The sequence below is a fragment of the Mucilaginibacter lutimaris genome, from assembly GCF_042676625.1.
Classification (GTDB): domain Bacteria; phylum Bacteroidota; class Bacteroidia; order Sphingobacteriales; family Sphingobacteriaceae; genus Mucilaginibacter; species Mucilaginibacter lutimaris.
This window is the reverse complement of the sequence record NZ_JBHTIA010000013.1, coordinates 170323-183572: the sequence shown is the minus strand read 5'-3', so window position 1 is coordinate 183572 and position 13250 is coordinate 170323. Positions and strand designations below refer to the sequence as shown.

Genomic DNA, 13250 nt, shown 5'->3' with positions numbered 1-13250 from the left:
ATCACATGAAAACCTTATCACTTATTTACAGATCATTACTAATGCTGCTCGCTGTAGGTGTTGCCCTTAGTGCATCCGCCCAGCAAAAGGCCGACCTCATTATTTACAACGGAAAAGTGGCCACTATGGCCAAACCCGGCGAGTTTAAGCAAGCCATAGCCGTACAAAACGGACTGGTGCTGGCTACCGGCGCATCGCAACAAATTTTAAAACAGTACAAAGGCGCAGCAACAAAAATGGTTGATGCAAGCGGCAAAACCGTTATTCCCGGGTTAAATGACAGCCATATGCATGCCATACGCGAGGGCTTAAACTTTAACATGGAGTTGCGTTGGGATGGCGTGAAAACGCTCAAACGCGCTATGGAAATGCTTAAAGAACAAGCCGCCCGAACACCGCCAGGTGCCTGGGTAAAAGTAGTTGGTGGCTGGAATGAGTTTCAGTTTGCAGAGAAACGCCAGCCTACTATCGACGAAATAAACGCCGCCGTGCCCGATAAACCTGTATTTATTACTTACCTGTACGGCAAAGCTTTTTTGAACAAAAAAGGTATAGAAGTGCTTGGCTATGATAAAAACACCAGCTACCCCGGCAGTTTGATAGAATTGGATAAAGATGGTAAACCTACCGGCCTGTTATATGCCAAGGAAACGCCAATGGCTATTTACCGCACGCTGGCCTTAACCGGCAAGCTCACGCCCGCAGAAAGGATAAACAGTTCCGAACATTTTTACCGCGAGATAAACAGCTTTGGCATCACCAGCGTGGTTGACGCGGCGGGGGGCTCACAGAACTATGATGCCGATTACCAGGCCTCGCTTGCTTTGGCTAAGGCCGGCAAATTATCCGTACGCACAGCTTACTACTTGTTCGCGCAGCAAAAAGGCAAGGAACTGGCCGATTATGAAAAATGGATCTCCCAAACTTATCCTAATAAAAACGATCACTTGCTGATGGCCAACGGCTACGCTATGGAGGGCGCGGGCGAAAACCTGATAGCTACCGGTGCCGATTTTGAGAATTTCTTAGAGCCGCGCATCAACCTGTCGCCCCAAATGGAAACAGACCTGGAGCCTGTTATCCGTCTGCTGGTTAAAAACCGCTGGCCATTCCGCCTGCACGCTACTTACGGTGAATCTATCGACCGTATGCTGAACGTGTTTGAAAAGGTAAATGAAGACACACCCTTTAACGGCCTGCGCTGGTTTTTTGACCATGCCGAAACCATTACAGATGCTGAGCTTGCCCGGGTGAAGGCGCTTGGAGGTGGCATAGCCGTACAGTTCAGGATGTATTACCAGGGCGAACTTTATACCAAAATGTATGGGCAGCCAAAAACGCAGTTGCCGCCTATCAAAAAAATGCTGGCAATGGGTATCCCTGTTGGTATGGGTACCGATGCGCCGCGCATCTCCACTTACAACCCATGGATGGCCTTGCACTGGTTGTTGACGGGCAAAACCATTGGCGGTTTGCAGTTTTGGCCGAAGGAGCAGGTGTTGGATAAGTTTACCGCTCTCCAATTATACACGTCCGGAAGTGCCTGGTGCTCGGGCGAGCAAAACGTTAAGGGGAAATTGGTGCAAGGCATGTACGCCGATATGGCCATACTGTCTGACGATTACTTCTCTGCCGATGCAGAAAAAGTGAAGCAAATAACCTCTTTAATGACCATAGTGAACGGCAAGGTGGTTTACGCCGCCGGAAAGTATTCAGCCCTGTGCCCGCCGATTGCTGAGCCGATTCCATCCTGGTCGCCGGTAAAGTATTATGGCGGCTATCAAAAATAATTTCTTAAACCTCAAATCCATCCATAAAATGAAAACCTTAAAATCAAGATTGCCCGGCATTTTTATAATGCTCTTATGCCTGGGGAAAGTGGCATACGCGCAGATGCCCATGCCCCCAATCGTGCCTATTTGGGATGCCAACAAAGTAACGCTCGCCTTGCAAAAGATCAGTAAGGATGTTTACGCAATACTGCCCACTACCGCAAATATCGAAACAACAAAGGGCATCCCACAAGCAACTACCGGGGGCTTTATAGTAGGCGAGAAAGGTGTATTGCTGATAGAGGTGATGCTAAGCAAGCGTTTGTACGATCAGGAGATAAAACTCATTCGCTCGGTTACAGACAAGCCCATTATTTACGCGGTAAACACCAGCGACCATGGCGACCATTGCTTCAGCAATTATTTACTGCCGGCATCTACTACCATTATTCAGAATGAGTTTGCCAAAGAAAACCTTGCTAAAAATTATGAAGGCATTAAGCAATTTATGGTAACGCTGTTTGGCGCGGGCAGGGGTATCGAAAGCAGTGTTTACCGCCCTGCGGATCTTACCATCCCCAAAAACGGTAAGCTGAGTATTGATATGGGCGGCGGCAAAATAGTAGAGCTGATGAACATTTCGCCCGCGCAATCCATGGCCGATCTTTTTGTGTGGATGCCAAACCAAAAGGTTTTTTGGGCAGGCAACCCCTTCATCGCCGAAAGCCCAACCATTCCCTGGCTGTTTGATGGTTTCTTTTTGGAGCCTGTGGCTAACCTCAAAAAAGTTTACGATATGCTGCCTGATGATGCTATTATCATTCCCGGACATGGCCGCGTTACCAACAAGGCCGGCATTAAATATACCCTCGATTATGTAGACGAACTGCAAAAACAGGTAGAAGCGTCCATTACTAAAGGTCTTACGCTTGAGCAAACCAAAGAAGCCGTTAAGATGAAGGATTTTGACAAGGGTTATGTGCTGTTCAACTGGCTGCACTACAATTTTAACCTGCCAAATGCTTACAAGGATATCAGCAAAAACATCAATAAATAAATTCAACTAAATCTCAAAAACAAAAAATGAAAACAATGATGAAAATTAAACAACTGCTTTTAACACTTGCCATGGCGGTGTTAATGAGCAACACTTGGGCGGCTACTTTACCGGCTAACCCTCCGGCCAATTTTAAACATGGTTACGCGATGGTAAACGGCGTAAAAATGCACTACGTGATAGGTGGCAAAGGTGAGCCGCTTTTACTGGTACACGGCTTTGGCCAAAACTGGTATATGTGGAACCGCCTGCTGCCCGAGCTTTCTAAACACTTTACCGTGATAGCACCCGATATGCGTGGAGTAGGAGAGTCTGGCAAACCGGCAACCGGTTACGATAAAAAGAATATGGCCGTTGATATGCACGAACTGATGAAGAAGCTGGGCTACAAACACATTAACATTGCCGGCCACGATATAGGCCTGATGGTGGCGTATGCCTATGCCGCGCAATTCCCTGCTGAAGTAAAAAAGCTGGCTTTGATGGATGCTTTGCTGCCGGGTATTGAGCCGGTGTGGAGCCAGGTAAAATCGCAGGCATGGTGGTTCGGTTTTTTTGCACAGCCACATTCTGGCGAACTGGTTGCAGGTAAAGTAGGTGTTTTCCTGACAGATTTTTGGCCGGTAGTAGGCTTTAAAAATCAGTCGTTCACCAAGGCAGAGCGAGCAGAATTTATCAGGGCGTACTCGGTTCCCGGCGCTACAACGGGCGCTTTCCATTGGTTTGGTGAGTTTAACCACGATGCGAAGGACAACGTTGAATTGGCTAAAAAGAAACTACAAATGCCAGTATTAGCCATGGGGTCAGATCATTTCGCGGGAGCATTCCTGGCCGCGCATACCAGGTTGGTTGCCGATAACGTGAAAGAATCTATCATAAAAGATTCGGGCCATTGGGTTGTGCAGGAAAACACCGCGCAGGTGCAAAAAGATTTGATGGATTTTTTTCTGAATTAAAATCAATATCAAAGATCAGCGCCCGGGTTACAGGGCGTTGATCTTTACATCACCTAAACCTACCACAATGAACCTCATTTACGCGCTTACACATGCAGTAATGTGCATCTGCATCATTTGTATCGTAATTGTACCACTTGAAATAGACGGAACGATTGTTCGCGTTAGTAAAGGTGCAAAGTTGCAAATTATCACAACTATCAATGATCTGCATAGCCTCATCTATTTCATACTAACGATTGCATATGCAGGTTTTGCAAGAAATTGGCGGTAATGCAATAATGTTAAAATCGGTTCCATGCGGGTTTAAATTAATTTGATCCTAATGCAACAAAAAGCCCTCAAACGTTAGCGTTTGAGGGCTTAGGCTTTAACACCTGATCTTTACGCCTTTTATCCATAATTCCGCAGTATAGTCCGAACAATTTTATCGCTACTATCATGCAAATGCAATAAGAAGACTAGATATAGTACCGTGCCGATAATCTAAAGTAAAAAGCGCTTCAAGTGTATAAATGATCAATTTTTTATCATTCTCACTTGGAAAATCAATGTAAGCCCTTATTAATGATATGGGCAATTAGAATATCTGGCTGTTGGGAGTTAAGTAAAAAAGGCGTTTGATAACTTATTGTAAGATTATAAATTAAGACGTCCATGAATTGAATTAAGAACAGGGCGGTATTAGAAAAATCATTACATTATTAATAGCAGCGGGTAAGCTGGATGGGCAGGATGTCGTCGTCGATAATGAGTACTTCTTACTTTTTAAACGATGATAAAATTTCAACTTTTGTCTGGCTTAATACGGGAATTGAAGGGTGAAATTCTGCAGATATTATTTTAAGATATGCTTCCTAAACCTTAACGAATAAGTCTTTATTTCATCATTAGTACACAATTGATTTAATCAGCAACAAATTCATGTGAAACATCGTAAACGGATAAAAATTATCTGTCGGTATGAAGCGTGTTATTTTGTTTTTAATAATCACATGTTTATTAAGTTGTAAAAAGAATGAGGTTTCGGCACCCGAAAATCAAAATATTTCAATTGTTCCTAAAGATGAAAATAACGAGTTGGATGATAATAAGGACAAGGTATCTTTAATACCATCAGGGATACCCAACCATATAGCTTTTGGTACAGAAGGAGATATTTCTCAAAAAGATCATTTTATAAAAGATGCCGAATATCAATATCAATATTTGGCCGGGGATATTTTTTCTAATGGTTGGACAACCTGGAACTATCCAACAGGTCAGTTTGCCCGCTCTTTTCTGAACGGAGTTGGGCAAATTGGTAAAATACCGGTTTTTACTTATTATAATATTGTACCTGCTAAAGGACGTTACGAAGACCCCGGCTTTACTAATTTGCATGATGCGGAAGTGATGAATAAATATTTCGCAGACTGGAAGCTTTTACTTCAAATATGTAAAGAATATGGTCACACTGTTATTATCCACTATGAACCAGATCTATTCGGCTATATGCAGATGTTCAAAGCAGACAAAGCAAAAAATGTGATTATGGTGGCGGGAAGCAATAACGAAGATGTAAAAGGCTTTGAAAATAATGCGGAAGGCCTTGCGAAAGCAATTGTTGCCATGCGTGATAAATATGCGCCAAACGTGTTGTTAGGATGGCATGCTTCAACCTGGGCCACGGGCATTGATCTGATAAAAGGCAAAGGCAACCCCGAACAATTGGCATTAGAAACGGCTAACTATTATAAATCGTTGAATGCCGGCTTTGATCTGTTTTTTTCGGAGTTTTCTGACAGAGATTCCGGATATGATCAGGTCATAAATGGTAGGCAGAACGCCGCGTGGTCTACTATCGGTGATAATAAAGGTATAAGTGATTTTGATCGCTTTCAACGTTATTTAAAGAAGTTGAATCAAGAAACGAAGCGTAAGATCATACTTTGGCAAATACCTGTTGGTAATGGCGTTACAAAAACCTGTAATAATACTACCGGGCATTATAAGGATAACAAAGCGGAATTTTTTCTGCAACCGTTATTGGATAAGAAGGAGAGTACCAGAATAGCTAATTATGGACAGGCAGGGGTAATTGCATTTTTGTTTGGTCGTGGCGCCAGTAATTGTACTGGTTTTATGGATAATCAAATTGACGGAGTAACGAGTGTGGGGGAGGCCATTGATGACGACGGAGGATATTTGAGAAGAGGCATTCATGCTTATTATACTAAGGGAGCAATATCCTTACCTTGAGCACGATTATAAACTTTAAACACTTTACCATTTGATCCTGAGCGAATCAAATGGATAAATAACCACCTGCCATTGATAGCACATTTATTGATTAAAAGCAGTATGATGGTAAGTAGGGTATAAGTGACCTTATTTGCGAAAAAATCAAAGTATCCACAATTAAACAAATTATCATTATTTGTAATGGATAAATTGACTGGCTTAAAAACTTTTTTAGGCGAATTGATAAGCTATTGTACAAAACGCCTTATAATGCTATAAATAAGCTGATTGCTTTACTACATATTCAGAAAAAAGCAAAGAAAATTTCTTTGAGTCTACGGGTTTCATTATATAATCGATAATAGCCGGATGGTTTTGAGCTTTGACAATGTCTGTATAAGCAATAGACGATGTTACTAAGTATATAGATGGTGTTTTTTTAAAGTTAGCCTGTATACTTTCAAAAGCTTCAATAAAGCCCCAGCCATCCATAGTCGGCATATCAATGTCTAAAAATATGAGGTCAGGCAGCTTATTAGCATTTATTGGATTCTTTAAAAAATCGATAGCATGAATTCCGCTACCAAAATCAACTACTTCCGGACATAAGCCCTTCATTTCTACAAATTTGCGAAACGCATATCTATAGACAGCATCGTCATCAACAATCCAAACCCTATTTATGTAATTAGGCTCCATAACTACTTTTACGGATAATTGCTAATATGGTTACAAATAAATTAAGTTAACCTTATAATAAATCTGGTTCCTGAATTTAATACGCTTTCTACCCGGATGCTTCCTCCTAATGCCTCAATTTGGTTGCGTGTAATATAAAGCCCAATGCCTTGCGCGTCCTCATTTTCATGGAATGTTTGGTACATGCCAAAAATTTTATCACCATATTTTTCCATATCGATACCCACACCGTTATCTTCGAAAACTAAATATACATGCCCATTTTCAATTTTGCTTTCTATTTTGATGACCGGGTTGCGATCCGGATGGCGATATTTTAGAGAATTAGATAGTAAATTATGAAAAATACTTTCAAGATAGGCGGGAAGATATTGTACAGATCTGCACTTTGTGAAATCCGCTTTAACAATCGCTCCGGCATGTTGAACATTTGCTTGTAAAGCATTAAATATATTTTTAAAGAGCAAGTCAAATTCGATCAGCGTTTTTTCACTGGTTTTTTCTTTGTCAATTTTAACAATTTCATTTAAGTGCTGTATCATGGTGCTTAGGGTACCACTTACAGTTTTTATATGACCAAATATCTCGGTCTTGTCTTCAATGTTTTCTGCTTCTTCGTGCAAGTTGACCATGATCTCCAAATTACCTACATACGACCGCAAATTATGAGAGACGATGTAAGCGAAATTTTGCAACCGTTTATTTTCGGCGTTGACATTAGTAAGTGATGATTTTAATTGGTGTTCATTTTTTTTACTTACATCAATATCTTGTATTACACCTTTTATAGATATGCATTTACCATAATGATCAATTGTGGCAATGGCTTTTATTTTGCTCCATATGGTATTATTACCTGCAGTTATCAACTTAAAATCTAAATCGAATGGACGGCAGCTTTTGATACATGTTTCTAAAGCTGTCCTAAGTTTTTGCCGGCTTTGCAGATCAAAAAAAGATATGAATTGTTCTATGTCAACGTCATTAATATCTGTAGCTATATCTAAAATTTCAAGTGCCTCTTTACTTAAAGTTATTTTATTTGTAGTAACATCAAAATCCCACCTACCCATTTTAATTAGTTTACTGTTCTCTTTAATCAGTTGATTGTCTATAGCCAATTGCAGCTGGGATATTTTAAAATGGTGTATGTTGACGAACGTCCCTACGATATTGCCGGCAGTGTCATCTTTTTGAAAATCGCACTGAAACCATCGGTAGCCTTTTTTTGTGAGTAAGCGGACATCTATTGCATCGCCACTGGAAGTCCATACATTGTTCAGGGACTTTAGAAATTTATCATGATCTTCATAATAAAGCACTTCTTCAAGAAAGCTGTTGTAAGAGCATTGAATTTCTCCAGGCTGGTAACCGAGCATTTTATAAAACCCCAATGACCAAATCGATTTTTTATCATCGGTCTTAAGTTGCCATATTCCAGCTGATGCTATATTTAATATTTCAGCGAGATTTGAATTTCCATTGCCAAAAAGGTAACTCTCAAATATCGGTGATTCAACATCGTTATTGGGTGATGACATCTCTATTTTTTAAACCTCAAATAAAAATCAAACGAAATTACTTGCTAACAAAACACAAATAAATTGGTTTCGTATTGAAAAGTGCATTTCCTTGTAAATTGTTGTTATATGCAAACTCATAACCGGTTGCATAATAGTAAAATAATAAACTTGTGCATTGTGAAATTAACTATAGGTAAATGTATTGAACATCATTTAGCGATTTGAAAACATTCCAATGCTATTGATGCCGCAATTTGCAAAAAATCATATAAATATATGATAACATTTTCACTTAAATGAAAACGTTGAAGTATATTTGTTGAAATATTTAGATTATTAAATTGGATAGTAACGCTCTTTGTTTATGACTTCATAATACGCTCATATTAATTATCTTAATATAATATTGTTTACTATTCTACAAGTAGTTATTGCCTTAATGTTTAAAACAAAACTTTCCATGCGTCCCAAACCCTTAAAAAGCGTTGTCATTTATTTAGCCTTATCATTTATTTTCTTATGCTCTTGCAGCTCTTATAAGAAAATACCTTATTTCCAGGACTTGAATACTGCCGCTCCCTCACAGGAGATGGTTAATAATTATTCTCCGCTTATAATTCAGCCTGCCGATATATTAGCTGTGAACGTAAACAGCAGGACGCCTGAGTCATCTAATATTTTCAATTATAATCTGAATAGGGTTAACGGTAGCAATTTTGACAACTCTCCCGGAAACCCCGTTACCGGTTACCAGGTTGATAATGATGGTAACATACAACTGCCTTTGCTTGGTAATTTTAAGGCAGCGGGGCTAACCACTTCACAACTTGCTATTAAATTGCGTGATAAACTTGTTGATTTTTATAAAGATCCGGTTGTTAACGTACGGATGGTGAATTTTAAAGTTGCTATATACGGTGATGTTCAGCGTCCGAATATCTACACGCTTCAAAATGAAAGGACGACCATAACACAGGCATTGAGTTTGGCCGGAGATTTAAATATAACCGCGCTGCGTAACATCTTCTTGATTCGCGAGCAGGATGGTAAACGCCAATTTATCCCAATAGACCTTACCTCTAAAAAGCTTTTTGAATCTCCGTATTATTACCTTAAAAATAACGATGAGATTTTTGTTCAGGCAGATAAAACGAAATATGCCGCTGTAAACAGAAATTACCCTACCTGGTCTCTTATTTTATCAGGTTTGTCTATTATAGCTATCGTGCTTTCGAACATTTACAGAAGGTAAGTATGAGTACACAGGAAGCACAGTTAACCACTTTGGTTATAAATGCCAGGAGCAAACCGTCTAATGATCTCAAAAGCGTCCTGAATAAATATTTATACCATTGGCCTTTATTTTTATTCATCTTAATTATAGCGGTATTATTAGCAACGGTATACATCAAATTTGCAAAGCCAACTTATGAGATCAAGGCCACTATACTGATAAAGGATAACGGTAAAGAACAGGATGCTAAACAAGATCTTACTGACCAGATCGGCATAACAACGCCTAATAACGGTGTGGAAAACGAAATGGAGATCATTAAATCTAAAAATCTTATCGGGCAAGTTGTTACTGATCTGCAGCTGTGGGCTACTTATAAAAAGGTGGAGGGGTTATTTTCGATAGATGTTTATAACGAGAAGCCTGTGAATTTAGAATTGCTTAACCCCAATGGTAGATTGAGTAATAAGCAAATTGAGATTGTTGTTAAAGATGCTAAAACTTTTTTTTTCAAATCGCCTGATGGGCAACAGCAGGAATACCAATTCGGAAAGCAGTATACTTCAGATTTCGGCACCTGGAAAATTGAACCAACCGCAACGGTTAACCAATTCAAAGGTTCAGAAATTAAAATTATTTTAAACGACCCCGATAAAGCTACGCTGGATTACCAAAAGTTGATAGATGCCAGTTTAGCAAATAAGTTGGCTACCTCGGTTAATTTAACAATTACTGATAAGGTGCCCCAAAGGGGAAAAGATATTCTCAATGATTTGATCCGTAATTATAACTTATGGTCAAGCAACGAAAAAAACAAAGAGGCTAAAAGCACTTTGCAGTTTTTGGATGAGCGCATAGCTTCTTTAACAGGCGAATTGTCTGAGTCAGAGAAAGGCATCGAAGGGTTTAAAAGTAGCCGGGGATTGACCGATCTGTCTTCAGATTCCAAGGTGAGGCTTGAAAACTTGCAGGCAAACGATGCCAATTTAAATGATGTTAATATCAAATTAAATGTTATTGATGGTATAGAGAGGTACATTAATGCCAATCAGAATACGGAGAAAGCACCTGCAACGCTTGGTATTGTAGACCCGGCTCTGAGTAACTCCATTGAGAAACTTGCACAGTTACAGTTACAACATGATAAAATGGCGGCAACACTTCCATTGACAAATCCTGATTTTGACCCCATTAATAATCAGATAAGGACTGCGAAAATTGCTATCAGGGAAAATGTAAAGAATATTAAAGAAGCGTTGTTAACTACTAAGCGTAACCTGCAATCTTATAACAATAAGTTTGAGAGTTCTGTTAAAAGTATGCCCTCAGAAGAGCGCCAATACATCAGTATAAAAAGGCAGCAAATGAGCAAAGAAAGTTTGTACACTTTTTTACTGCAAAAGCGGGAAGAGGTGGCTGTTAAATACGCATCTACATTACAAAACAACCGGGTGGTGGATCAATCATATGCCAATGAACCCAAGAGCCCGGTTATCCCCGCATACTTTATGGCATTATTGTGCGGACTGTGCTTGCCCGCCGGAATCATATACGGGAGGCAACGGGTTAATAATAAAATTACAGATGTAAAAGAAATTACCGATATCGTTAAAATACCTGTAATCGCTGAGATTCCATTCGAACGGACTTTAAATAGCCTATCTATAAACGATGAAGATGTATCTGCGGTTAGTGAGCAAATAAGAGGCCTGCGAATGAGGCTGTTTTACTTACATAATGAACGCGAGACTGGCCGGGTAACACTAATTACCTCCAGTGTGCCAAATGAAGGAAAAAGTTTTGTAAGTGTAAACTTAAGTTCTGCGCTGGCTTTTTCATTCAGGAAGACGATAATATTGGAACTTGATTTGCGCAAGCCTCAAATTTCACAATCATTTAATTTAAGCAAAGAACATAAGGGCATTACCGATTTTTTAAACGGTAAGGCAAGTGTAGCGGAAATTATCCGTCCGTCCGGAACTGTGGAAAATTTGAGAGTTATTAGCTGCGGATCTTTGGTAAATAACCCTTCTGAGTTGTTGGAAAAAAAGGAACTCAAAGATCTGATAAGTCTGTTAAGGGAGGAGTATGATGACATTATTATAGACAGTCCGCCTGTGCATTTAGTGCCGGATGCAACTGTGCTATCACGTATTGCAGACGTAACCCTTTACGTGATACGACAGGGTGTAACTGAAAAGGCTGAATTGAGTTATATCAATGAAATGGTAGCGCTACGCCAATTACAACACGTTAACATCGTTTTTAATGGTATAGACAGATTGAAGTACGGTTACGGTTACCGTTTTGATAATAACTATTATAATAAGGCAAAAAAAGGGAAAGCTACGTCAATCTTCAGCGACTTTAAGAATAGATTCTAAATCTTTTCAATACAAATTACCATAAGTAACAGGCTTCCGAAATTCACAATAATAAAAGTTTGAGCCATAAAAAAAAAGCTATAACAAGCATGGGCGCTTTAGTTGGCGTTCAAATACTGAATTACATCCTACCGCTAATTGCTATTCCGGTTATCGTCAGGATCATTGGCCCGGAAAAATTCGGTATTATAAACTATGTTAGTTCTATTACAAGTTACCTCATCCTGCTGATCGGCTTTAGTTTTGAATTATCCGCGTCAAGGGTAATCGCGATGAACCAGGACGACCACGAGAAATTGAATAGTATTTTTAACAAAGTATTCTTCGCAAAAGCTTTCCTTTTTGCTGCGTCAGTAGTTATTTACACAGCCATTTTTTTCAGTTCGGAAACTTTACAGCAAGACAAGCCCGTAGCAATATTTAGCTTCCTGATCTGTATAGCTTATATATTCGATTGCAATTATTTGTATCTGGCAAAGCAGGATTTGAAGCAAACAGCCATGTTCAATCTTATCACAAAGGTTGCGCTAAATTTATGCCTGTTAATTTTTATAAGAGAAAAGGGCGATTACATATACCAGCCACTAATTATAAGCCTGGCGCAAATTGTAGTAGGAGTAGGGGCCTTTTTTTGGGCAATACGGCGTTATACTCTATCTATCACTTTTCCCGGGTTAAAAGCGGTTTGGGATATTATATGGCGAGACAAGATCTTGTTTTTTCACTCATTTGCGCATACCGTTTATACTACGCTCAATATCATTATGCTGGGCTATTTTAAGGGGATAACTGAGGTCGGATTTTATTCTGCCGGTTGGAAACTGATCATTTTGATACAGGCCCTTTTAATTTCGCCGCTTGGTATGGTTCTATTTCCAATCATTGGGCAAGCTTTTGGCAAAAGTAAAGAGGAAGGTATAGCTATTGTTCAAAAAATGCTTCCTGTAGTTTTCTTTTCAACGTTGATCATCGCGGTAGGCATTTTAACAGTAGGCGGCGTGTTTATCAATATTTTTTACGGCGCGAAATTTCTTGAAAGTGTAGTTATTTTTAAGATTTTGGCTTTCATGCCTATGATGCTGGCCCTCAATATGTTATTTGGGATTCAAACTATGGTTAATCTTAAGATGGATAAGTATTTTTTTAGTATAACACTCTCTGCCGCTTTTTTAAATATCCTGTTAAATTTAGTTTTGATTCATTTTTGGGGATCAGAGGGTGCGGCGATATCCTGGTTTATAACCGAGACGTACTGTGCAGTTGCTATGTATGCGCTGATAAAACGTCGTAAGATAGAGTTGCTAAATTTAAAATATTTTAGTTTTTCCATTGTTAAAGCCACGTTAGAACCAATCGTTTCTAAGTTTAAGGAGCGCATAAAAAAAAGCGCTGCTTAATGCAT

At 39.4% G+C, this 13250-nt stretch carries 9 protein-coding genes; 7 read left to right on the top strand and 2 right to left on the bottom strand.

Translation table 11 applies throughout. The features are described 5' to 3' along the window. Positions 1 to 5 precede the first annotated feature (5 nt). From ACFQZI_RS18745 to ACFQZI_RS18730, 4 genes are all read left to right on the top strand, one after another. Positions 6 to 1790 carry an amidohydrolase gene (locus ACFQZI_RS18745; protein WP_377145238.1) on the top strand — a complete coding sequence of 595 codons (1785 nt, stop codon included), beginning with the start codon at positions 6 to 8 and terminating at the stop codon, positions 1788 to 1790. Between the two features lie 28 nt (positions 1791 to 1818). After that, the gene (locus ACFQZI_RS18740; protein ID WP_377145236.1) at positions 1819 to 2829 is read left to right on the top strand and encodes an MBL fold metallo-hydrolase; all 1011 of its coding nucleotides are present in this window, start codon (positions 1819 to 1821) and stop codon (positions 2827 to 2829) included. Positions 2830 to 2864: 35 nt separating this feature from the next. Continuing rightward, the gene (locus ACFQZI_RS18735) at positions 2865 to 3785 is read left to right on the top strand and encodes an alpha/beta fold hydrolase (protein WP_377145234.1); all 921 of its coding nucleotides are present in this window, start codon (positions 2865 to 2867) and stop codon (positions 3783 to 3785) included. A gap of 963 nt (positions 3786 to 4748) precedes the next feature. After that, positions 4749 to 6026, top strand: coding sequence for a hypothetical protein (locus tag ACFQZI_RS18730; RefSeq protein WP_377145232.1), 1278 nt, complete (start codon positions 4749 to 4751; stop codon positions 6024 to 6026). A 255-nt stretch (positions 6027 to 6281) separates the two neighbouring features. On the opposite strand, the gene ACFQZI_RS18725 is transcribed toward ACFQZI_RS18730, so the two are convergent. Together ACFQZI_RS18725 and ACFQZI_RS18720 are read right to left on the bottom strand one after the other, a co-directional pair. Further along, a complete protein-coding gene (locus tag ACFQZI_RS18725) occupies positions 6282 to 6707 on the bottom strand; it encodes a response regulator (RefSeq protein WP_377145230.1) in 426 nt (141 codons plus the stop codon). Positions 6708 to 6748: 41 nt separating this feature from the next. Further along, complete coding sequence (locus ACFQZI_RS18720; protein WP_377145228.1) at positions 6749 to 8248, bottom strand: PAS domain-containing sensor histidine kinase; 1500 nt, start codon at positions 8246 to 8248, stop codon at positions 6749 to 6751. A gap of 544 nt (positions 8249 to 8792) precedes the next feature. Here ACFQZI_RS18720 and ACFQZI_RS18715 point away from each other — a divergent pair. Genes ACFQZI_RS18715 through ACFQZI_RS18705 form a run of 3 tightly spaced genes read left to right on the top strand, consistent with a single transcriptional unit; the run spans position 8793 to position 13245 of the window. Next, positions 8793 to 9482 carry a polysaccharide biosynthesis/export family protein gene (locus tag ACFQZI_RS18715; protein WP_377145226.1) on the top strand — a complete coding sequence of 230 codons (690 nt, stop codon included), beginning with the start codon at positions 8793 to 8795 and terminating at the stop codon, positions 9480 to 9482. 2 nt (positions 9483 to 9484) lie between these two features. Further along, positions 9485 to 11848: a GumC family protein gene (locus tag ACFQZI_RS18710; RefSeq protein ID WP_377145224.1), complete on the top strand. Its 2364-nt coding sequence runs from the start codon at positions 9485 to 9487 to the stop codon at positions 11846 to 11848. Between the two features lie 59 nt (positions 11849 to 11907). Continuing rightward, positions 11908 to 13245 carry an oligosaccharide flippase family protein gene (locus tag ACFQZI_RS18705; protein WP_377145221.1) on the top strand — a complete coding sequence of 446 codons (1338 nt, stop codon included), beginning with the start codon at positions 11908 to 11910 and terminating at the stop codon, positions 13243 to 13245. Positions 13246 to 13250: the final 5 nt, after the last annotated feature.